Annotated in this window: 22 protein-coding genes; 7 read left to right on the forward strand and 15 right to left on the reverse strand. The window is 46.6% G+C overall.

The window, feature by feature from the left end:
* The first annotated feature begins 343 nt into the window (after positions 1 to 343).
* The 3 genes from P6910_RS07230 (at position 344) to P6910_RS07240 (ending at position 4,188) form a co-directional block, all read left to right on the forward strand.
* On the forward strand, positions 344 to 1,267 hold the full coding sequence (locus P6910_RS07230; protein WP_317145595.1) for a hypothetical protein: 924 nt from the start codon (positions 344 to 346) through the stop codon (positions 1,265 to 1,267).
* A gap of 457 nt (positions 1,268 to 1,724) precedes the next feature.
* On the forward strand, positions 1,725 to 2,648 hold the full coding sequence (locus tag P6910_RS07235; protein ID WP_317145596.1) for a hypothetical protein: 924 nt from the start codon (positions 1,725 to 1,727) through the stop codon (positions 2,646 to 2,648).
* Positions 2,649 to 3,210: 562 nt separating this feature from the next.
* Positions 3,211 to 4,188, forward strand: coding sequence for a hypothetical protein (locus P6910_RS07240; RefSeq protein ID WP_317145597.1), 978 nt, complete (start codon positions 3,211 to 3,213; stop codon positions 4,186 to 4,188).
* Between the two features lie 41 nt (positions 4,189 to 4,229).
* On the opposite strand, the gene P6910_RS07245 is transcribed toward P6910_RS07240, so the two are convergent.
* From P6910_RS07245 to P6910_RS07255, 3 genes are all read right to left on the reverse strand, one after another.
* On the reverse strand, positions 4,230 to 5,402 hold the full coding sequence (locus P6910_RS07245; protein ID WP_317145598.1) for an alpha-hydroxy acid oxidase: 1,173 nt from the start codon (positions 5,400 to 5,402) through the stop codon (positions 4,230 to 4,232).
* 115 nt (positions 5,403 to 5,517) lie between these two features.
* Positions 5,518 to 6,534 carry a threonine aldolase family protein gene (locus P6910_RS07250; RefSeq protein ID WP_317145599.1) on the reverse strand — a complete coding sequence of 339 codons (1,017 nt, stop codon included), beginning with the start codon at positions 6,532 to 6,534 and terminating at the stop codon, positions 5,518 to 5,520.
* Positions 6,535 to 6,679: 145 nt separating this feature from the next.
* Positions 6,680 to 7,501, reverse strand: coding sequence for a hypothetical protein (locus tag P6910_RS07255; RefSeq protein ID WP_317145600.1), 822 nt, complete (start codon positions 7,499 to 7,501; stop codon positions 6,680 to 6,682).
* A gap of 276 nt (positions 7,502 to 7,777) precedes the next feature.
* Between P6910_RS07255 and P6910_RS07260 the strand changes: the two genes are divergently transcribed.
* Entirely contained in the window at positions 7,778 to 9,046 is a 1,269-nt protein-coding gene (locus P6910_RS07260; protein ID WP_317145601.1) for a hypothetical protein, read from the forward strand.
* A gap of 205 nt (positions 9,047 to 9,251) precedes the next feature.
* Here P6910_RS07260 and P6910_RS07265 read toward each other — a convergent pair whose 3' ends face one another.
* Positions 9,252 to 10,505 carry a hypothetical protein gene (locus P6910_RS07265; RefSeq protein WP_317145602.1) on the reverse strand — a complete coding sequence of 418 codons (1,254 nt, stop codon included), beginning with the start codon at positions 10,503 to 10,505 and terminating at the stop codon, positions 9,252 to 9,254.
* A gap of 57 nt (positions 10,506 to 10,562) precedes the next feature.
* Here P6910_RS07265 and P6910_RS07270 point away from each other — a divergent pair, with 57 nt between their 5' ends.
* Entirely contained in the window at positions 10,563 to 10,715 is a 153-nt protein-coding gene (locus P6910_RS07270) for a hypothetical protein (protein ID WP_317145603.1), read from the forward strand.
* Positions 10,708 to 11,988 carry a DNA polymerase IV gene (locus tag P6910_RS07275; protein ID WP_317145604.1) on the forward strand — a complete coding sequence of 427 codons (1,281 nt, stop codon included), beginning with the start codon at positions 10,708 to 10,710 and terminating at the stop codon, positions 11,986 to 11,988. Before P6910_RS07270 ends, P6910_RS07275 begins: the two co-directional genes overlap by 8 nt.
* A 24-nt stretch (positions 11,989 to 12,012) precedes the next feature.
* Here the strand turns inward: P6910_RS07275 and sctU are convergent, their stop codons facing one another.
* From sctU to P6910_RS07320, 9 genes are all read right to left on the reverse strand, one after another.
* Positions 12,013 to 13,068 (reverse strand): type III secretion system export apparatus subunit SctU, encoded by a 1,056-nt coding sequence (sctU, locus tag P6910_RS07280; protein ID WP_317145605.1) that lies wholly within the window; start codon positions 13,066 to 13,068, stop codon positions 12,013 to 12,015.
* Positions 13,065 to 13,856 (reverse strand): type III secretion system export apparatus subunit SctT, encoded by a 792-nt coding sequence (sctT, locus tag P6910_RS07285; RefSeq protein ID WP_317145606.1) that lies wholly within the window; start codon positions 13,854 to 13,856, stop codon positions 13,065 to 13,067. Before sctT ends, sctU begins: the two co-directional genes overlap by 4 nt.
* A gap of 14 nt (positions 13,857 to 13,870) precedes the next feature.
* Entirely contained in the window at positions 13,871 to 14,134 is a 264-nt protein-coding gene (gene sctS / locus P6910_RS07290) for a type III secretion system export apparatus subunit SctS (protein WP_317145607.1), read from the reverse strand.
* 9 nt (positions 14,135 to 14,143) lie between these two features.
* Positions 14,144 to 14,803, reverse strand: a complete 660-nt coding sequence (gene sctR, locus P6910_RS07295) for a type III secretion system export apparatus subunit SctR (RefSeq protein WP_317145608.1) — start codon at positions 14,801 to 14,803, stop codon at positions 14,144 to 14,146.
* A gap of 30 nt (positions 14,804 to 14,833) precedes the next feature.
* On the reverse strand, positions 14,834 to 15,859 hold the full coding sequence (gene sctQ, locus P6910_RS07300; RefSeq protein WP_317145609.1) for a type III secretion system cytoplasmic ring protein SctQ: 1,026 nt from the start codon (positions 15,857 to 15,859) through the stop codon (positions 14,834 to 14,836).
* Between the two features lie 28 nt (positions 15,860 to 15,887).
* Positions 15,888 to 16,619: a type III secretion HpaP family protein gene (locus P6910_RS07305; protein ID WP_317145610.1), complete on the reverse strand. Its 732-nt coding sequence runs from the start codon at positions 16,617 to 16,619 to the stop codon at positions 15,888 to 15,890.
* Positions 16,620 to 16,646: 27 nt separating this feature from the next.
* On the reverse strand, positions 16,647 to 17,108 hold the full coding sequence (gene sctO / locus P6910_RS07310; protein WP_317145611.1) for a type III secretion system stalk subunit SctO: 462 nt from the start codon (positions 17,106 to 17,108) through the stop codon (positions 16,647 to 16,649).
* Between the two features lie 5 nt (positions 17,109 to 17,113).
* Positions 17,114 to 18,445 (reverse strand): type III secretion system ATPase SctN, encoded by a 1,332-nt coding sequence (gene sctN, locus P6910_RS07315; protein ID WP_317145612.1) that lies wholly within the window; start codon positions 18,443 to 18,445, stop codon positions 17,114 to 17,116.
* A 320-nt stretch (positions 18,446 to 18,765) separates the two neighbouring features.
* Positions 18,766 to 19,263, reverse strand: a complete 498-nt coding sequence (locus tag P6910_RS07320; protein ID WP_317145613.1) for a type III secretion system chaperone — start codon at positions 19,261 to 19,263, stop codon at positions 18,766 to 18,768.
* A 246-nt stretch (positions 19,264 to 19,509) separates the two neighbouring features.
* Here P6910_RS07320 and tadA point away from each other — a divergent pair, with 246 nt between their 5' ends.
* Positions 19,510 to 20,010, forward strand: coding sequence for a tRNA adenosine(34) deaminase TadA (gene tadA / locus P6910_RS07325; RefSeq protein ID WP_317145614.1), 501 nt, complete (start codon positions 19,510 to 19,512; stop codon positions 20,008 to 20,010).
* A 94-nt stretch (positions 20,011 to 20,104) separates the two neighbouring features.
* Here tadA and P6910_RS07330 read toward each other — a convergent pair whose 3' ends face one another.
* Together P6910_RS07330 and P6910_RS07335 are read right to left on the reverse strand one after the other, a co-directional pair.
* Positions 20,105 to 21,280 (reverse strand): acetyl-CoA carboxylase biotin carboxylase subunit family protein, encoded by a 1,176-nt coding sequence (locus tag P6910_RS07330; RefSeq protein ID WP_317145615.1) that lies wholly within the window; start codon positions 21,278 to 21,280, stop codon positions 20,105 to 20,107.
* The gene (locus P6910_RS07335) at positions 21,261 to 22,424 is read right to left on the reverse strand and encodes an MFS transporter (protein ID WP_317145616.1); all 1,164 of its coding nucleotides are present in this window, start codon (positions 22,422 to 22,424) and stop codon (positions 21,261 to 21,263) included. The genes P6910_RS07330 and P6910_RS07335 overlap by 20 nt, the downstream gene beginning before the upstream one ends.
* Positions 22,425 to 22,471: the final 47 nt, after the last annotated feature.

The following is a 22,471-nucleotide window of genomic DNA, read 5'->3' on the forward strand; positions in this document are numbered from 1 at the left end:
CTCGACTATACTGGTGCGTCAATCACTAATAGCATAGGACGCTTCAGTAAGTGGGGGTTCATCTCTTGATAGTATTGCCATTCTTTCCAGGTTCCCGTTCGGGAGCAGAACCATTGATTTATAAAGAAATAATAACCAGAGAGTTCAGTGAACCGGGTTCTGGTTTCAGGGGCAAAAGTATCACTGAAAAAAGTATCACTGAAAACGGTTCATCTCAAACCATTGAAAGGAGGGCATTCCTGATTAACGTTAGTAACGTCACTATGATCGTTAAGGCTCCTGGAGCTATGACTTAACGAAACCTAACCTTCAAGCGGGCAGACAATAGAGGAGACTGAAAGACATGGCGTTAAATATCATCATAGCAGCAGCAGTAGCGTATCTTTATTGTAATTCAGGAAATACACCAGATAAACAGACTAAAACAACAGAAACAGGGTTGGAAGTACATCAGCCTGTAAATAGTGGGACAGGCATAGAAACACTCTATCGAGCCTCCGGAATAGAAAAAAAGATCATCAAAGAGTTGATGGATTTAGATGGAATGACTTTTCCTGAAGACTATGAATCCAGATTATTCACTTTAAGCAGAGGGAGTATAGACACTAATGCTCTTTCTGAAGATGAGCTGGATAAGGTAAATCAAATCTTTGAGGCAATAAAAGGTCACATGATTGAACTCTTCAAAGGCAAGGATACTTTTAATCTGGAAGAAGCACGAGCTGATAGCATTGAGGCTGTCTATATTCACTCTTTTAGTCACAAAGCCGCTACTCTGGAATGCCTTACATCAAACGATCTTTGCCAGCCTGCTAATACCCAACCCATAACGTTTAATGACAAGGACACAGCTCAAAGCAATAACGAAGGTTCGATTTTTGATAATTATAAGAACATGTTTTTATCCGAATGGATCCTTGAACAATCCAAAGCGAGCCTGAAAGGCTATCGGGAAACAGATCCCGGGCATTATTTTTTTGGGGCGGATTTTAGCCAAAAAAAATCATTACATGAAGCATGTCTTGGTCTTATAAAGGCATCCAGAGTCATTGAAAAAAATAAGGCATTCCCCACTGCGGGTTTCAGGGCTGTGTTTATAATGACTGATTCGGCTAAAAAAGATCTTTATATTCAAACTGCTGGAAGAAGCTACACTCACAAATTTGGTGCTGAAAAGTTATCAAATATGCTTAAAACCATTCCAGGAAAACAAATATCCATGCTCACAGGGCTGGCCAAGAAGCTTCATACAAAAAAACAACTCTGATATTGAAAAGTTTATGAGGCAGGGTGAGCTTCATTTAGCTATCAACTGTATGAAAAGCAGATTTTCATGATGCTTGGAAACAACCTGCGTACCTCTGATAATAAAGGTGCGCGGTACAACCGGGCTGTTCCTTCCCGCTCAATGACCGTTTTCAGGGTTGTGTCAATACTCTATTTCATTCCTTAGACTATTGCTATTCCGGGCACACACTGCGTGAAAGCAGGCCAAACAAACGAAAAGAAAAAATAATCAGGGCTCTCAGGGGAATTTAATGGAGATTCTGATGTCTAAAGTATTATTGGAAACATTATATTATTTCAAACCGAAGGAAGAAGGTTGTTTTTGAACGGAGCTAATAGCAGAGTTGAGATTTCTCATTGGGTAGTTAAATATCTGATGCCATGACTCGCTGAAATGCGAACGCTCAGAATAGATGTATAAAAGGAGAGTAGATGACATGACAACACAATTTCTCACGGCATTAGCTGTCTTCTTTACTCTAAATTATTACTCAGAGGATATTCCAGATATTCAGACTGAAACAGAAGAGCAAGTTTATCAACCTGTAAATAATGGTACAGGCATACAGTCAATATTTCGAAATTCCAACTTGGAAAAAACAATCATCAAAGGACTGAAAAATTTAGGCGGGGTAACTCTGCCTGAAGACTATGAGACCAGGTTGTTCACTTTAAGTAAGGGCGATCAGGATACTGCTAGTCTCTCTGATGCTGAGTTAGGTGAATTAAATGAAGTTTTTAGCACAATCAAAAACCATGTCATTGGGCTATACCGACACAGCGATGAAGTTGATCTGGAACTAATAAAATCTGCTGATATTGAGGCTGTCTATATTTACTCTATTAGCCACAGTGCTACCACTTTGGAATGTCTCACATGGAACGATATTTGCCAGCCCGATAGTACCAAATACATAGAGCATAGATTAAAAGATATAACTCAATTGAGTAATAAATACTCAGTTCTGGATAATTATAAAAACATGTTTGCATTCGATTTGATTATGAAAAAAACCATAGACGAAGGTTTTTTATACAACTACTATAGTTCGTCTGTCATGAACCTCCTTGATGGAGTAGACTTCACCAAAAAATGGTTAATACAAGAGAGAATTTCTGATCTTGTATCGCTCGCCAGTATCACCGATGAAGATACAGGATTGCCCGCTTTGGGATACAGGGCTTTATTTGTAATGACTGATCCTGATAAAAAGAACCTTTATATTCTAAGTACTGGAAGAAGGTACACTGGCGATTACAATGCCGAACAGTTATCAAATTTACTTAAAACCATTCCGGGAAAACAAATAACAAAGCTTACAGGAATCGGAAAAAGGCTTCATAAAAAAAATCAACCTTGATATTGAAAAGTTTATAGGACATGGCGAGCTTCATTTTTCTGATAACATAGGCCCAGTTATCACTGGACTGGTCCTTTCCCTTTAATGACCGTTTCCACGTTTATGTTCACACGTTTATCTTCAATAGTCGAATGGCTATGATGAAAGCCTGATTGATTACAATTTCAGTCTGAACAGAAACAGCATAGGTGTGATGCTGAGCGATTGGCCATAATATTGCCTTTTACAAAGACTCGGCTACACTCCAAAGCGTTAATCGCCAATAGCGTGTGACGCTTCAATATTATCGGGGTTTATCTTTTGTCAGTATCACCACACTTCATATATTCCTGTGTGGAATCAAAGCCATCCACCCAAAAAGCAATAATAACCAGAGAGCTCAGTGAGCTTAATTTCGGTTTTGGGATCAAAAATATCGGTGAAAGTGTTTATCTCAAACCGGTGTGAAGAAGGTCTTCCCGAATTAAAGTTAGTCACCAGGCTCAAATCGGTGAGGCTCCCAGAGCTATCACTTAATGAAACGCTCGCTTTAAGTAGGCATTCAAAAAAGAAGGTTAGGTAGATGTTATTAAAAGCTGTTGCATTAGTAGGAGCGGCATATCTTCTTGGTTTTTTTTCAGAAGATGTTCCAGATACCCAGACTGAAACAGGCTTGGAAGTGCAACAATCTGTTGAAACAGGGTTGGAAGCGCATCAATCTGTTGAAACAGGTTTGGAAGTGCCTCAACCAGTCAATAGAGGGACAGGCATAGAAACACAGTTTCGAACTTCCGGCCTGGAAAAAAGGATAATCAACGAGCTGGTGGAGTTAGATGGGAAAACTCTGCCCGAAGACTATGAATCCAGATTGTTCACTTTAAGCAGGGGGAGTATAAACACGGATGCTCTTTCTGATGATGAACTGGAGAAGGTCAATCAAATCTTTGGCGCAATAAAAGACCATATGTTTGAATTGTTCAGCAATAAGTATACTGTTCGTCAGGAACTGATAAAAGCTGCTGATATTGAGTCTGTCTATGTTTATTCTTTCAGCCACAAAGCAGCTACTCTGGAATGCCTTACATCGAACGAGATTTGCCAACCTCCTAATGCTCAACACTTAATGGTTAATGCTGAACGCACAACTCAAAGCAATGATGAAGGCTCAATATTCGATGATTTCAAAAAAATGCTTTCATTCGAATGGATTCTTGAACATTCCAAAGTGGGGCTGGCAGGCTATCAGGAATCAGATAACGCGTTAGCTCTTCTTGGGATAGACTTTTCCCAAAGAAAAATGTTAGAGAAAAGAGCTTCTGATTTTGTAAGTCTGTCCAGAGTCATTAATAAAAATGAAGCATTTCCCACTATGGGTTTCAGGGCTGTATTTGTAATGACGGGCACCAGTAAAGAGAATGTTCATATTGTGTCTACGGGAAGAAGCTACACCCACAAATTTGATGCCGAACGCTTATCCATTATGCTTAGAACCATTCCGGGAAAAAAAATATCGATGCGCACAGGGTTAGCCAAAGAGCTTAATAAAGAAAAGCAATATTGATATTCTAACGCTATTAAAGGCTGTTAAGAGACTCACTTAAGTCACTGGGAATGACAGGCGAATTCTGGTCGGAACCGGAGATTACTCCGGTTCAACTCTGAAATGCTTTTACAACCCATCAGTTTCATATCCCGCTCCATTTCGCTGCACAGATTACCCAGAGCCTTTTCAACGCCAGCTCTTCCGGCTGCCGCCAAAGCATAAAGATACAGGCGGCCACCTGAACAGGCTCTGGCGCCCATTGACAGAGCTTTAAGAACGTGTGTTCCCCTCTGTATTCCACCGTCGCATATCACATCAATCCGATCTCCAACGGCATCTACGATTTCTGCCAGCTGGTCAAAGGGAGAGCGTGAGCCATCCAGCTGTCGGCCACCATGGTTGGAAATCATAATGGCAGCAGCACCAATATCTACGGCTCTGCGTGCATCTTCAACCGACATAATGCCTTTCAATACCAATGGCTTTCCCCAGTAGCGGACAATCTCTTCAGCTGCCTGCCAGTCCATACTTTGATCCAGCATGGTATTGATGTAGCTACCGATCGAAAGGGTAATGCTGGTGCCTTCGCCAACATGGTCCTGAAGCTGAGGCAGCTCAAAGCCACCATGGGACAAGTAATTCAGACCCCAGGCCGGATGGCAGGTAAAACTCAGCAGACTCTTCAATGTCAGTTTGGGGGGGATGGTAAAACCGGTGACAAGATCCCTTTCCCTGTTGCCTCCCACGGCTGTATCTACCGTTAATGCCATGGCATCGAAGTTGGCTGCCTTGCATCGATCAATCATATTGCGGGTCAGCCCCTTATCCTTATGCACGTAAAGCTGGAACAGCTTCGGGGTTTTAATGGTTGAGGCAATCTCTTCTATGCTGGTGGTGCCCAGAGAAGAAAGGCCAAAAAGCGTGCCGAACTGTTCTGCTGCTTTTCCTACAGCCATCTCACCTTCATGATGAAAGAGACACTGCAGTGCGGTCGGCGATAAGAAGAGTGGGATGTCCAGATCCAGCCCCATAACCCGGGTAGAGAGATCAACATGCTCTGCACCTCTCAAAACATTGGGCACCAGATCACAGTTGGAATAAGCCTCGGTATTTCTTCGCCGTGTGGTCTCATCATCCGCAGCGCCGTCAATGTAATGAAAAATGGGGGAGGGCAGCCGCCGTCGGGCGAGCTCCCGAAAGTCTCTTGTGTTGTGACAGTGTTTCAGGCGCATGGTCTTCCACGTAGCCTGTCGTTGTTGACAGGCTGGAGCTGGATCATGAAAAATGTTTGGCGCTTTATGTATAGCACTGCTTTGGAGCAGATCAACAGGAAACCGGCAAAATGAACTACAGATTTTCTAAAGCTGTTGTTAAAAAACTGTTCACTTCTTCTTCTGTCGTGTCAAACGACGTCACCATTCGATAGCATTCGGGCCCATTGGGAAAGAAGGCTCTCACTGACATCAGTCTTGTGGCCAATGCCTTCGGCATGGTGACGAAAAGCTGGTTGGTTTGTAACGGGCAGTAGAGGTTGATCTCCGGGTGTTTCAACAGGCCTTCTGCCAGCCTTTCTGCCATTCGATTAGCCTGTTGGGCATTTTTCTGCCAGAGGTTATCAGTAAAAAGGGCTTTCATCTGGGCCGAAATAAAGCGCATTTTTGAGTGCAGTTGCAACCCCTGCTTGCGCAAGTGCAAGAAACCATCGGCTGCTTCTTGCTCGAAGAACACCAGGGCCTCACCAAACATCAGGCCGTTTTTGGTTCCCCCCAGTGACAGAATATCAATGTGCCGACAGAGTTCTGCCAGAGAGCAGTCCATGGCCACAAGGGCATTGTACACACGACAACCGTCTACATGCAGCAGCATGCCGGTCTCTTCGCAAACAGCCTTGATGGCTGCCAACTCTGCCAGAGAATAAAAGGTACCCCATTCAGTAGACTGGGTGATTGAGACCAGCTTTGGACGGGTGGCATGAGGCCCCCAGTAGGTTTCCTGATCGTAGGCGGCCCGGATTTGTTCCGGAGTGATTTTGCCATGCACCGCAGGAAGCGTAATGACCTTGCTGCCTGTCGCATTAGCCGGGGCACCGACTTCATGAGTAAAGATATGTGCGCTGTCAGGACAGATAATACTATCGATACTACGCAGCACTGACTTGCAGGCCAGAGTGTTGGCGGCAGTGCCGTTATAGACATAATAAATATCGCATTCACGACCCAGAGATGCCTTGATCAGGGCATCAGCTTCCTGAGTTAACGAATCGCCCCCATAGGAAGGTGTATGACCCTGGTTGGCTTCAGCCAGTGCGTCCATGATTTCAGGGCTGACGCCTGAACAGTTGTCACTGCAGAAATTCTTGTCCATGGGCTCTGTTCTCAAGATTAAAGTCAGCGAGTTTATCCGGAACCGGAAAAATGCCCAAGGGTCATGAAGTCGTTAAAGTGATGCCTGTGTGCCGGTCAGGCAAAAAAAGCCAGGAGCGAGTCCTGGCAAAAAGGAGTGTTCTCAATCATTTCTGCCTGCTCTGAGCTTCCAGCGGGCGGTTCTTTTCAAAGTCCTGTCTCAGATACAGTTTTGGAAAAGCGTGGTTGGTAAACTCTTCTTGAGTAAAGTCACGAATGGCTTTTTTCTCACCCTTTGTCCGCGTGTATTTGGGTTGTGCCAGCCGTCTGGTTGTTTCAGGGTTAACCTTGCCGCTTTTGCCCTTGGCTACAGGCGCTTTCAGGTTATTCTCATATTTTTTTCTGGCTTCGACCAGTGCGTTTTGTCTGGCCAGAAAATCTGCAGAGAGGGCTTTCTGTTGTGCCTTGGGCTTGCGCTCATTTTTGTCACCGAAAACCACCGTGCGGATATTTTTTTGATAACGTTCAGCGACTTCTGCTCCCGGAGTATTGAGAGGGATGGGGTGAGGCTTGGCAAGAGCCGTCATGAAGGCATGGTCTGGATTTTTCTTTAACTGGCCCACTGGACGAGGAATACGTGATGGCGCTTTCGTGGATCGCTCTTTCAAGGGCTGTTCTTTGCTGGACGGCTCTTTGATATAGGAAGTGGTGTCAGCAACGGCTGCCTGCCTGTCGCCAAGATCCGTTTCATCCCAATCCCACTCAAAGAACATGCCGTTCTCATAGAGGTCACGCATATTGGCCATAGAGTCTTTTGCCATGGAGCCGACTGCACTGACTCCGGAATAAAGTATCGATACTACCCTCGAACCACCATTATACAGCCAGTCTTTGGCTTGCTCTTTGCCCCCTGAAAATGCATTGAGAGCAAATTGCAATGTACTGCCTGTTGCAGTGTCCGGTGATTTGGTGGTCATACATGAGTACATAGGCAACTCCTTTCTATCCTTGAATGCTGTTATTGATATTCAGCTTACCCTTTTTTCAAAAGCTGCTTAATGACCGTCTGGTTAGCAGACCTAACGATCTTTCTCCAGAATGTGCAGCCAAAGCAGGTATGGACGTTCTGATTGAGTACGAATGTCTGCATTAATACAACGCTCAATCTTTTTACGATCAAGAAGCTCAAGTTCGGATACTCTTTTTCCAATACCGGGCGAACAACGAGCTAAGATACTAATGCTCAAATACAAGGTGTAAGGCTGATGAACATTGTGAAGAGCCTGGCTATTGCAAGCCTGATTATCTCACTGGCAGTAAGCTGTCTACAGGCTCAAACGCCAAGCTCGATTCAGCCAACAGAAATACCACCTCAATTATTCTATGAAATTGAAATAGATCCGAACCAGCTACCGGAAATACCCACTTCAACGCCCACTGCTCCTGCGCCAACACATTGTCCCCCTCACAGGGCTTTGAGTATTTCATGGAATAAAAACAGTACGCTCATAGCTGTGGGAATAGGTTCTGGCGATATCTATAACTTTGACTTTGCGAGAAAGTGTCCGTTTTCAGGAGCCCTGCAAATCTTTAATGTGAGTGCCTCAGGATACCTGAGACTCCTGCATACCCATCACGCAACAAAATGGATAGGAAGCGTTACTTTCAGCCCCGACGGCACTCAGCTGATAACTGGGGGGGATGATGACACGGTCAATATTTTTGGAGGGATGAGCCCGTTCAGTCACCAGCAAACCCTGTCCGAAGCGCCAGACAGGGTACGAACCGTTGCCATTAACCCGAACGGCACACTGCTGGCAGCCGGGGGATATGATAAAAATATCAGGCTTTATCTTAAGAACGAAACCAATCTGTTCACCTACGTGAAAACCCTGCCCCACGCAACAAGTCGTGTAGAAGATCTTGACTTCAACCCCATCAACGGTCAGCTGGCAGCAGCTGAACGTTACCGAAAGGTAAGGACTTATCGCGGGACCAGTCCGTACAATCTTCTGGAAACCCTGTTGGATTCGTGCTGCCAGATGTTGGTTGTTGCCTTCAATCCCAACGGCACCCTGCTGACATCCGGGAATATGGTAGGACAGGTCAGGTTTTATAACGGGATGAACCCGAACAACACCCTGCACACTCTGTCCGCACTGGGCCGGGAACGGGTATCGAGCCTTGCCTATAACCCAAGTGGTACCCGGCTGTCAGTTGGGCAGGCCAATGGCAAGGTCAGTGTTTTTGAGGGAATCAGTCCGTTCTCCCACCTGTACACCCTGCCCTCCGACGAGTTACCGACGGTTGTGTACAGCCGCGATGGCAAATGGCTGGTCACCGGGGGGGTTGATGGAAAGATCATGATGTATCGGGTCGATGGTGTAAGAGCACCGACAACGGAAGCTGTTACGGAAAGCTGGATAAAAGTCAGCATAGAAAACAGCACAGAAGTACATAACTCTTCGACATTCGCAGCCCTTTCGCTAGTCACATTATTAACAACGGTTCTTCAGGGGATGATATTGCAATGATGTTTTTGGACAACTTCATCTCCGACTCCGGAGAAGTCTTGTCTCTCTATTTTCGCTGTTTTCTCTCATGACCATACCGGTCTTGGACATTATCCGAAGTATTGAGTAAGTACATAGGCAACTCCTTTCTATCCTTGAATGCTGTTATTGATATTCAGCTTACCCTTTTTTCAAAAGCTGCTTAATGACCGTCTGGTCAGCAGAACTAACGATCTTTCTCCAGAATGTGCAGCCCACCGCCTGACAGGTTATGGAAGAAGGTGTCTCCGGGGACAATATCTACCCGACAGCGGGCTTCTTTCGGCAGGCTCTTCAGTAGCAGGTCTCTGTTTTCTGCCTTCTCCAGAACATCGGCAGAGAACTCTCCCAGGATGACAATAGGGTGTTCCGGACTCTGCCCCGGATAATATTCGCTCTGCTTGATGTTGATAATGGTGGCCAGTTGCTCAATAACCTCATGGAAAAGGTCTTTCAGTTGAGTTCGGGCCTTGTCATAGTTACTGCGGCTCACTGCATGCTGGCCGCTGAGATAATCCTGACGGTTGCCGTCGTTGTAGATCTGGCTGACCTGATAACCCAGAGTATTGATACCTGTGCGGCCCCACCGCTTCATCATGGCACAGGGGTCACCTTTGTATTTACCATATTCCTGCACATAGTCGCTGGCGAACAGGGCCTGATGGACTGGCTGTGACGCCGTATAGGGAGGATAACTTTTGTTTTTGCAGGGTACAGGGCTGAACCAGGCATTCTGGCTGGCTTGGCCAATATTCCAGTAACCCCCCGCCATACTCAGCCATTTCGGCAATCTGGCAGACCAGGGGGTGATCCGGCCGTTTTTGACCTGATAAGGCACCGCTATGGTGGTGGCCTGAATCAGGTCGAAATGTCTGCTGGCTTTGTGGTTTCTGTGTAACCAGCTTTTGGCACTGGCGGCCATCAGGGTATGGTCGCCCACCAACTTTACGTTTTCCACCATCATCCCGTGTTCCTTGAACAGAGCTTTTGCCATACAGGTGAAGTAGGCTTCCCGGTTTTGGCTGGCCGGACAGTTTTGAGTCATCAGAGATCGATATTTTGAGAGCTGGCCTGGTTCAGGCGCTGGCTTTTGGCGATAGAAATCGTAGCCAGCGATACCAATAACGAGATCCGTGCTGCTGTTGGGTCCTGGCTTCGAGTGTTCCAGCATGTCTTTTAATGCGCTTTCCAGTAGTTTTAGTGGAGATTCATTGAATGCGATATTGCCGGGATCTTCGGCCAGATGAGCGTCTTTGCCTGAAGACGCATAACCTGCAAAGGCAGGTGTTTCGATGCCGGTGAGAGCAACAGCCATCCGGACGTCGAAATTGCTCACGTAGACCGTGGTGCGGTATCTGGCCGCCAGAACGGCTTCGTTGAAGCCGAAAAAGCTGAACAGTGTCAGTACGATTTGAAAGATGATCCTTGTGCGTTTGAACATGGCTACTTCCCCGTGTGAACCAATGTAGAGCTGATCGTACGGGATTCAGATAAAAGGTTGCATAACATCTCTGTCAGCAGTGCTGACGAAACCGGAAGACCTTATAAAACTGCACTCATTCGCCTCAATTCATGGGTTTATGCCTCTGTTTCCGGGGCGATAAAAAAAATCAATCAAAGGGGGGCTTGTCTGGAAGCTTCAGGTGAATGATACTGTATGCATGAACAGTATTTCTGTAAAAGACAAGCCCTGGCCCAGAATGATTGCGCTGGTGGATATGAATGCCTTTTTTGCCTCCATTGAGCAGCTGGATCGGCCTCAATGGCAGCAAAAGCCGGTGTGTGTCACCAATGGCCGAACAGGGACTTGCATCATTACCGCCTCCTATGAGGCCCGGGCCCGGGGCATCAAAACCGGGATGAGGTTGCGCGAGGCCAGAGGGTTGGCACCTGACCTGATCCAGGCACCTTCCCGGCCTTATCGTTATGCCCAGATTTCTTCCAGCATTATGGCAGCCCTGGAAAGCATCACGCCGGAAATAGAAGTCTTCTCGGTGGACGAGGCTTTTCTCGATCTGACCGGCTGTCAGTCGCTCTATGATTGCCCGGTGGCCGAGATAGGTCGAAGGATCAAGGCGTGCGTTTTCGAGGCTTCCGGCCTGCTGTGTTCAGTGGGTATCAGTGGCGACAAGAGCACCGCCAAGTGGGCAGCCAAGCAGCAGAAGCCGGACGGGCTGACCATTGTCCACCCCTATCAGGCTCGTGAAACCCTGTCGAATGTGCTGGTTACTGACCTGTGCGGGGTAGGGTCAGGCATTGGACGTTACCTGGCTCAATACGGGGTGCATCGCTGTGGTGATATGCAAAAAGTGCCCATCAGCGTGCTGGGCAATCGTTTTGGTAATCTGGGTAAGCGTATCTGGCTGATGGCCCAGGGCATGGACCCGGAGCCACTGCATAAAGAGGTGGGAGTGCCCCAGAGCATCGGGCATGGCAAGGTGATTCCGCCGAATACCCGGGATAAAACCATCCTGAGAACCTATCTGTTGCATATGTGTGAAAAAGTGGCTGCCCGTCTCAGACGTTATGATTTTGAAGCCCGGCTGTTTGCCATTGGCATGAACACGCCCGGAGGCTGGGTCAGCAAAAAGCTGAGGACGACAACCCCGACATCCGATGGCGATCAGATTATGGCACTGGCGGACTTTTTTCTGGATGTCTATTGGGATCAGGGAGAGCGAAGCCATGGCGTGCATCAGGTACATGTTGGAGCCCTGGACCCTCAAACCAAACACGGGCAGGGAGAGCTGTTTACGGAAGAAGATGCTAAAAAAGAAAAACTGCTGGCTACCATTGATGAGGTCAACCATCGTTATGGAGAGTTCGCTCTGTGTAAGGCCCTCTTGCTGAATCGCTCGGAAATGCCCAATGTTATCTCACCGGCCTGGCGGCCAGCGGGACCCAGAAATACTTTGGAGAGTTGAGTGGACGTTTTGAAAGGCTCAATCTCAAGAATCGCCCGAGATGCTCTGTTTTTCCTTGAGATCTTCTACCCATCGGAAGACTTCTGCCACCGGTTCAATCAAATCGCTGGGGATGTAACTGGCAATGTCTGTATCAAACAGGGCGTGAGCCAGGGGGACATTCTCCATAACGGGGATGCCCTCCTTATCAGCAATTTTCACAATAAAGCGTGCACGGCCACCCCGACCTTTAACGGTTACCACGGGCAGTGGCGTCACATCCTGTTTGTAGTGCAGGCCGATCGCCAGGTGAGTCGGATTTTTGATCACCACGTCTGACTTCTTGGTGTTCTCTGCTTCGTTGAGAATCTCCTGGTGGATTTCTTTTCGTTTACCTTTGATTTCAGGGCTACCTTCCATCTCTTTATGTTCGCGCTTGACTTCATCCTTGGACATTTTATTTTCTTTGGTGAACTGCTGCTTCTCAAAAAGATAGTCCAGTACAGAGATCACTACGAAAGCCGCAATGGCGTAGATCATCAGCTTTTTCATCAAGACCCCGACAACAGGAAGAATACAGTCACTACCACAGTAGGGGAGGTTGAACATATCAGCGAGGCTGTTTCTGATAACGAAATAAACAACAATGGAAAGAAACACAATCTTGATGACAGACTTGAAGAATTCCACCAGGTTTTTGATGGCAAAAATGCGCTTGAATCCGGCAATGGGGCTGATCTTTTTGAGGTCAGGTTTTACCGATTCACCAGCCAGCAGAAAGCCAAACTGCATGATGTTGCCTATGATGGCAGACAGCATGGATACCATGACCAGAGGTAGCAGAAGCTCAATGGATTTTTCAAGAATGCCCTGTGTGACAATCTTGAAAGCGTCCTGAAAGTTTTCGTTATAAACCGTTGCCGGGAGGATCACCATTTCCTGAATGGTCGTGAGGTAAGTATCGCTCATAAACCAGAGGGTGCAGAACACAGCGATAATGCCAAAGGTGCTGGAGACTTCCTTGCTCTTGGCTACCTGACCTTTTTTGCGAGCGTCACGCAGCTTTTTCGGAGTGGGTTTCTCTGTCTTTTCAGCACTCATTTCCAGAGCTCTCCCAGGGTTTTAAAGACCATGGGAATGCCTTCGTCATGTTTTTTGGCCAGTTTCAGAATCGTGCTGACGTAAATCACCAGGATGGCTGCCGCGACACCGGATTTGATCGGCATGGCCAGAATAAATACGTTGAGCTGAGGGGCTGAGCGGCTGATCAGGGCGATACCAAATTCTGTGATAAACATCGAGATAACGACAGGGGCGGAAAGCCACATGGCCAAGCCAATAATCAGGTTGAACTGATTCAGGAAAAAGGTGGAGGCTTCAGGGTTCAACTTGGGATAGTAACTGAATACAGGCCATACCTCATAGCTGATAAACAGACTTTGCAGCAACAGCAGGAATAAGCCGCTGGTCATGAAAATGGCGGTAAAGGCCTGGGAGAACAAAACACCCATGGGTGAAGTTTCTGCACCGGACAGAGGGTTCAGGGCGCTGGCCATGGAAGCACCCCGCTGGTTATCAATGAAGAAACCCGCTGATTCCAGTGCCCAGAACGGGATGGTGATGCAAAACCCGATAATGGCCCCGATAAACGCTTCTTTCAGGACAAATCCGGCAGTGGCATAAATGGTGATGGTTTCATCGGGTTTGTGTTCTGCCAGCATAGGATGGAGAAACAGGACCATGCAGGCGCATACGCCATTTCTCATCATGGCACCCCCCAGCATGCGCTTGTGCAGGAAAGGGATCAGAGTGAAAAGGGCAACAATTCTGGGCGTGCCCATGGTAAATACATAAAACCACTCTTTTAGTTCATCTATTGGGATGACCATGGCGGATTATCCGGTTAGAGGTCCGGGATTTTGTTCATGATGGCCAGAGAGTAATGATAAATCTCAATGCCCAGCCATCGGGCAGTAGCAAAGATACTGATGATGACGGCAATCAGCTTGAAGGCGAAGGGCAGGGTTTGTTCCTGGATCTGAGTCAGGGCCTGAATCAAACTGATCAGCAGACCTACGCCAGCCGCAGCAATGATAGGCGGCATGGATAAAATCAGAGTCAGCATCAGCGCCTGGGCTGTGAGCTGGATGATGTCCGAATCTACCATGTTCTTTTCCTAGCCATAACTTAATACCAGTCCCTGAATTAAACGGGTCCAGCCGTCCAGCAAGACAAACAGAAGCAATTTGAAAGGCAAGCTGATGGTCATGGGCGAAACCATCATCATACCCATGGCCAGCAAGATGTTTGAGACGATCAGATCAATGACGATGAAGGGCAAATAGAGCAAAAAGCCAATCTGGAATGCCTTGGTCAATTCCGTGATACAAAAAGAGGGCAACAGCACAATCAAGTCATCGCCTGAGAGTTCCTGCTGGTATTTTTGTGGCCACAGAAGGCGTGCAGATTTCAGAAAGAAGTTGCGCTCATTTTCGTTGGTGTTGTCTTTGAGAAATTGCTTGTAAGGGGCGCTGGCGAGCCTGACAGACTCGATCCAGGACAGATCCTCAAAATTAATTTTTTCAGGCTCCAGCAACTCATAAGATTCATAGCCAATAGGTGCCATGATATAGAGTGTCAGGATAATGGCCAGGGCGTTCATGGCAATGTTAGGTGGAATCTGCTGAAGACCGGTAGCGTTTCTGAGAATGGAAAAAACCACCACCAATTTCAAAAAAGAAGTGCCCATGACTGCCATGAATGGAATCAGCGCCATCAGTGCCAGTGGCACCATCAAATAAAATGGGCTGGTTAAATTCAGAATGCCGCTTTCCATGGCGGGAACCTGCTCTAATCGGTGTACTGCTTAGGATTCAGTCTTACCCGTCAGCTCTGTGATCCGGGCTCCGAGTCGGCCTTCAATTTCTACCAGCTGACATCTACCAATGAGTTGGCCATTGGCTCTGATCCTGACCGGTGTTTCTATAGGGTTACTGAGCTGGAAAACATACCCTGGCGTCAGGCTTTGCAGTTCTGCGAATGTCAGTTGCTGTTCGCCCACTTCGAACATGAGCGTCACGGGCAGGTCATGAAGATCAACAGGGCCTGCAGGTGCCTGAGGAGCTTCACCTTCCGGCATTGGCTCTTCATACTCTGTGTACCCTTGGTCATAATGTTCTTCCATAGCCTGAAGCCTCTGTGAAATAGTGACCCGGGTATCCTCGAGAGTGCCCAAAAAAGCAACATTCTGTTTGATTCCTACAATCACCTCTGAGTCACTGACGTGTTTTTCCAGAAAAACAATGTCGCCTTCTTCTAGGTCATTGAGTTCACTGCGATTCAGTAAGGTGCTGCCTTTTTGCAAGGTTACCCATAAAGGTATATCGGGCAGCGGGGTGGATTGATGAGGCGGAATTGACTTCAACAGGTTCTCTATTACCTCGGAATACTCAATCTGTATACTTGAGCGGATGTTTTCGGCTTCAAGATCCACTGCAATCAAAGGAGCGTCTGTCGGCTCTGCAGGTTTGAGATGACTGAGCGTGACAGACTGACCTAGCATCTGGCCCAGAAAATTAAACAGGGGGGTCAGGCTGCTGGCAATAGCGGCGTCACGAAGGCTTTCGGGCAGTTTTTTAATGACTTGATGGTCGAGTTTTTTGGGTAGAAGAAAATCCAGAACCTGCCGGCCAAGGTAGAGTTTGCCGGGGTAGCCCGCCAGTTCTATATCGGCCTGCCAACTCGATGTCTGGTGATCAAGACCGGCAAGGGAGACAGTGAATGCGACACCGTTCAGTTCAATCTGGTAGCGGTTTTTACGATGACACAGGAGCTGCCCCAACTGAAGCTCGGTCGCTGATATTGATTCAAACTTCAGTGGTATTGCTTCCATCCGTCTTTATCCGTTCTCTTAAGAGTCACTAGGAATCATTGTCTTCCTGCTCTTCTTCACCCACATACTCCTGCTGGGAGCGACCGTCATTCTGTTCGTTGCCATCGCCAGACAGGTTGATGTTGACCTGAACTTTTTCGCCCAGCTTTTCCAGGTTCTTCATCAAGCTCGCTTCGTTGGCTACCAGAAAGTTGTGGGAATCTGCTGAGGAGGTATTCATGGTGACCTGCAGTTCACCAGACACTCTCTGAATGCGGATTTCGGTGCCCGGCAGAATGTTGTCTTTCAGAGTAATTCGAACTTCGGCACCCTGGATAGCGTCTTTTGAAGACACCATGATTTTATCAACCAGCTTGTTGATGACTTCATTGATCTCTTTGGGGCCACTGACGGCCTGAATGCTTTTCAATTGAGTTTCTGAGGCCTGCTGAGTTTCCCGGACCTGACCGACTACATGGTCACTGCCGTCAAGCATAGACTTCATGGCACCTTCTTCCTGGCCTTTCTGACCTTCACGACCATTGCCCTGATCTTTAAACTTGCCTTCCAGAGCTTCCTTGGCACTTTTTCTGCGCTCTGCCATCAGGCTTTCAAGGCTTTGACCGTCTTTGGATTCCCCCTTGGCGCTTTTCGGGTCTTCCTTCTTTTTCATCTTTTTGGAAAAGTCAGAAGCCTGATCCTCTGAAACCTTCTGGCTCTGATTCTGGGTAGGCTGATTGTTGTTCTGCTGAACATTCTGATTAGCGTTGGTGGGCTGCATGATTGGCCTCCTTGCAAGCTGTAGACCCTAGAATTTCGGGCGAACAGTAAATTCTTCCATTTCCAGGTCTTCGAGGCGGGCGGCTTCTTTTGCGGCTTCCTCGTCCTGAGCTTTGGTAAACTCTTCAAACTTTTCCACAGCCTGCATGGCTTTCATTTGAACTTCACGGGCCTGCTCTAGCTGCTCTTTGGCCTTCTCGACATTCTGTCTGGCTTCGTTGATGGCTTGTTCCAGCAGTACATCCTTTTCGCGCATCTGGGCTACATTGGCTTTCAGCTGGTCCAGTTCGTTCTGCTTCACCTCGGTATTGATAATGTTATCGTAGAGCCTCTGTTCTTCTTTACAGCGCCAGTCAATGTACTCTTCCAGCTCCTGCTCTTTGTTTTTGACTTCCAGCTGAGCCTGCTCCAGACGGTATTCACATTTACGCACTTCGTCCTGAGCAGACTTTTCACGAATCTGCTTGACCTTGAGAAGTTCGTGCAGCATTCGGATCAGACTCCAACGACGTGACGCAGCTGCTGGATGGTAGTGTCATAGTCATTGAATTCGTCGGTGCGCTGTTTCAGAAAGGTTCGTATGGCGTCTATTTTCCGCAAGGCTTCATCAGCCACTGCATCTGAACCTGGTTTGTACTCACCGACCTTAACCAGCAGTTCAATCTCGTCAAACTTGGCCAGAAGTTCCCTGAGTTTGCCCGCAGCGGCTTTGTGCTCTTCCGGGGTAATGGCATTCATGACACGGCTGGCGCTGGATAGAACATCAATAGCAGGGTAGTGGTTAGCGGCAGCCAACTTTCTGGAAAGGATAATATGACCGTCCAGAATGGATCGGGTTTCATCCGCTACCGGTTCAGTCATGTCATCACCTTCTACCAGTACTGTATAGAGCGCCGTGATTGAGCCAGTATCTGACATACCGGCACGTTCCATTAACTTGGGAAGCGTGGCAAAGACCGAAGGTGGAAAACCTCGACGGGTAGGTGGCTCACCGGCTGCCAGCCCAATTTCACGCTGGGCACGGGCAAAACGGGTGACGGAATCCATCAGCAGCAGGACTTTTTTGCCTTTGTCTCTGAAATACTCTGCAACAGCCGTGGCGGTGTAGGCAGCCTTGGCTCTTTCCATGGAAGATTTATCGGAAGTGGCAACGATGATAACGGACTTCTTGACGCCTTCCGGGCCGAGATCATGCTCGATAAATTCCCTGAGTTCCCGTCCCCTTTCACCGATCAGCGCAAGTACGGTGACATCAACCTCAGCGCCTTTCACCAGCATAGAAAGCAGCGTACTCTTACCGCCACCAGCGGCTGCGAAGATACCCATACGCTGTCCTTCTCCGCAGGTCAGGACGCCATCCAGAACTCTCAAGCCCAGAGGTAAGGGTTTATCAATGATCTGGCGGGTCATCGGGTCAGGGCTGTCGGCATAAACCGGATACCAGGTTTCAGGTTCCACCCCTTCGAAGGCTGCCGGATTCAGAGGGTTTCCCATACCATCAAGCACGTGGCCCAGAAGATGAGAGCCAACGCCCACATGGTGAACCTTACCTGTGGGAATTACTTCTGTCGTGGAAGAGATTCCCATGATTTCACCCATGGGGGAGAGTACCGTTTCGTGACCCTGAAAGCCTACCACCTCGGCATAGCTGGTTTTGTCATCGTTTGGCGTCACCAGCTCACACAACTCGCCAATCTTGACACCGGGAACCGCCGCTTTGATGATCATGCCCTGTACTTCGGTAACACGGCCACGAATATCTAATAGCCGACTGCTTTCAACCGCATTTTGAAGCGCTGAAGTGAGGTAGTTAAGTGCTTCGGCCACGATCCCTGTCTCCTCTGCCAGTCGTTGCTTTTGTCGCTCTATAGGGTTTGATCAGCTAGCAGCCTGTCGGACTTAAGACTGTCCTACACGGCAACTGCTCCTGCGTTGCTCTAGCTCCTGCATCCATGCAGTCGTGCGGTTGCGATAAATTGGTCTAAAAATTCCTGCTCCCTCGTCAAATAGCTCGCTATTCTCCTCGGAATCAGAAATTTTTATCCTCAATTTCTCGCAATCCTCGCTACGGACGCTCAAGTCCGACAGGCTGCTAGAAAGCAAAAGAGGGCTGAATAAGCCCTCTTTTTTGATGTGTTGATCAAGAGTCAGACCATCATGCCCATGTCTCCGGGTCCGCCAGGAGCGGTGGGAGGAGGCTTTGGTCCACTATCTTTAGGTGGGGCAGTCCCATCGCTTTCCGTATTATTCACTTCGGAGATCACCCACTCGAGTGTGTTGACGAACTTCTCCAGAGTGGATTCAAAGTTACCGTAGTCTGATGAAGCCTGCATAGAGCGAATCAGCAGAATTTCAGACTTGTCATGATTCAGGGCGTGGAAGGCACCCTGCATACTGTGATGCTGAAGGTTCAGTGACAGAAGCTTTTCATACAGGCTGGTTTTGGCGTCGTCGTGAGCGTCCATGGGTTTTACTGAGGAAACGAATACCAGAGCCTCGTCTTCTTCCAGATATTCCATGTTTACGATCAGGGTGTCATCAAAACAGAGACCACAGGCATCGTGTTCATTCAAGCTGAGCTCACCCAGACCGATGCTCTCTGCAAAATGCTGTATATTCTCTTCTACATTTTGCTTGTAACTCATTCGAACAGACCCTCCAATGGTTTTTAGTCAGAAACTGAAATAACGATAAGTAACTTTCAGTATATATCGCTCTTTTGTCTTGCGTTGGAGAATTCCTGATTACCCGCTCCGGGGAACTCCAAAACCTGATTAGAGTCTTTATCGGTCAAAGTGACGAACGTCTGTATACTTGTTTCAACTTTTTTTATTGTGAGTTGAACATTCAGCTTACGGCGGTCCAATTCCCTGAGTAGTGAGATTCTTTTTTTGGCAGATCAAAACAGTACCGATAGCCTCTGGATGCGCGAGGCCCTGAAGGAAGCAGAAAAAGCCCGGGAAAAAGACGAAGTTCCGGTCGGGGCCGTTGTGGTCAGGGGGGGCGAAATCATAGGTCGGGGGTATAACCAGCCCATCAGTGGCTGCAATCCGGTGGCCCATGCCGAGGTGCTCGCCCTGCAGGAAGCGGCTGCCACTCTCAACAACTACCGGTTGGTGGATTGTGAACTCTACGTGACTCTTGAGCCTTGCACCATGTGTGCCGGAGCAATTATCCACAGTCGGGTAAAAAGAGTAATCTTTGGTGCTCTGGAGCCCAAGGCAGGGGCTCTGGTCAGTCAGAACCGGACTTTAGAGCAGCCCTATATGAACTATCGGGTGGAAATGACTCCCGGAGTCCTTGAGGAGGAATGCAGCGAAATCATTTCCTCTTTTTTCAGAGCCCGACGTGAGGCCAAGAAAGCAGAGAAGAGGCGTTTGAAGTTGTGCTGAGATGATGATTTCGGATTTTTTGAAACGGTAGCATGGTGCACATGCTACCGGGTTGGTGCATATCGAAGCGTATACTTATTAGCAGGCTTTGAAGTTAGCTCACCAGTTTGAATTTTCTGAAATATTCAAAGTCTTTCCTCAAATCATCGTAGTTTTTATTCTTGACTACAATGCTGCCCGCAATATTTTTCAGACTATTTAAGCCGGTAAAACTATCCCCCACAGAACAATGCATTTCAAGGTCAAACTCTGAGCGGATAGCCACTTCATGTATTTGTTTGATTTCACCTTCAATAGTCGGGAATATCCCTGCAAAATGATGGTATTCAGAAGCAGGACAAATTTTTTCTACCGGTTTTCCCTGTTCAATATTAATAGCCTCTTCAATCATATTGACTCCGAACTGCTTTTCATACAGAGGCACAACAATTGCGCCTGGAGTCCGACAGGCGGCTTCGAGAAAAACCATCTCTCCCTGATCAGAAATAAATATTTCAATGTGAGAAGGGCCGTTTTCCAGCTCCAGGGATCTGACAATCTGACTGGCGAATGCTTTCAGGTTTTTTGATACTTCGCTATCACTTTGCAGGACCAATGACAGGCAGGGTTTTCCTGACAGGAAGTCAAGGTTCGGAAAGGTGTATTCGCAAGCAACACTAAAGACTATATCCCCATTCTGAACCAGAAGATCGACATGGTAAAGGTTGCCATTTATGTACTCTTCGAAAGCATAATTATCAGCTAATGTTATGTCCTTTACGGCTTCAGAAAAATCTGTCTCGCATTTGATTATATGTACTCCAAAAGATCCTGCGGCGTCCCTTGGCTTCATTACGAAAGGCAGGCCTACCTGTTCAGCAATTTCTTGATATGATTGACCTTCAAAGTTGTTAAAGTGCGGGACTCGTATTTTACTTTGAGCGGCTTTTTTCTTCATTAAAGTTTTATCTCTAAATACTGCAACTTCAGAAAAGCTCATTCCTTCAATACTTAATAACGCTCTCAGCTTTGCAGCCGTATACATATAATCTTCAGATGTAGAAAAAACTTTTAGATTTACAGTGTCAATATTGTTTTCTTTGATCTGCTTTTCGATATCATTAAAAGTTTCAAATTTAATTACTTTAAAGCAGTTATTAATAACATGCTGGCTCAGGGTCTCATTTTCCCCGCTTTTGACACAAACTATAATTTTATTGTGCATATAAAATTTGGGTGAAATCGCATTGTGTCTGATTGCCGAGTTGATACTAACTATGATTGTACTCACCAGTGAATCCTTTTGTTTTATATAAAATTAAAAGAATGAAAGACGAGGCAATGCCCATAAGTAAAGTGAAATCCCAAAGATAGGCATAACCAAGCAGTATAAATAACCCACCAATAGCCGGGCCTGCAAAATCAGACAAAGAAAAGAGAGACTGGTACATTGATATAGTTTTACCATTTGAAACAGTAGAATATTGCATGACCAGTTTTAGAGCGGGAACAAATAGAACTATCTCTCCTAAAGTCCAAATAAAAACAGATGCAAAGAGCCCAGCATGGCTATTTATATATTGGACTATATAAATACCGCTACTTATTAATAAAGTTCCGATAATTACTCTGAAATGAAGGTTTATTTTTTCTATGAACTTTGTGACAGGCATTTGTAATGTGACGATTAAAAAGCCACTGAAAGAAAAAATATAGCCAGTTATTTCAATGCTGAATTGCTTGATATCTTTCAGGTAGAGTGTATAAAAAACAGGGATATAGCTAAAGCAAATCAGAGCAATGAAAATGGCTATTAAACTAAAGGCAAAGGGTATATTACTGTTTAGATTGATAGTTTCAGTATTATCTTTTTTTCTTGAATGAGTAGCCTCTTTGAACTGAATGCTGATTATAGATAATGTGAACAAAACTCCAAATCCAATAATGTAGATGATGAAGTTGTTCTCATCTTTCGATAATAATACGCCTACTATGGCACTCCCCAGTGATACACAAAGATTTATGATAAGTCTTCGCATTGATAGATATTTTTCAAGGTTCTGTTCGAGAGATCGTGTAACAATGAATGCTAAAAATATAGAGCGAATACCAGAGAGTCCAACACCGATGAAAAAAAGAGCCAGCCCTTTTAGAATAACGTTCTCCTGACTTAAAAGAACAGGAGCTAGTATCCATACAGGTGAGATAATCAAGGAAAGATATTTAGGGTTGTAATGGTCACTTAAAATTCCTCCAAAGATTCCCCCAACCAGTCCACCAATCCCTATAAGAGAAACTAAGGTAGCTATTATTGTATAACTTATACCAGACTCTGACAGGTAAACAGATAATAATGAAGTAGCACCCTGAATAAAGGATACCGCTGCAATTGGAATGAAAACTCTTTTATTAATCATTATAAAAAATGAACTCAAAATATGACTGCTCAAAATTCGCAGGGAAAATTTAAACCGATTAACCA

The organism is Endozoicomonas sp. 8E, from assembly GCF_032883915.1.
Taxonomy (GTDB): domain Bacteria; phylum Pseudomonadota; class Gammaproteobacteria; order Pseudomonadales; family Endozoicomonadaceae; genus Endozoicomonas_A.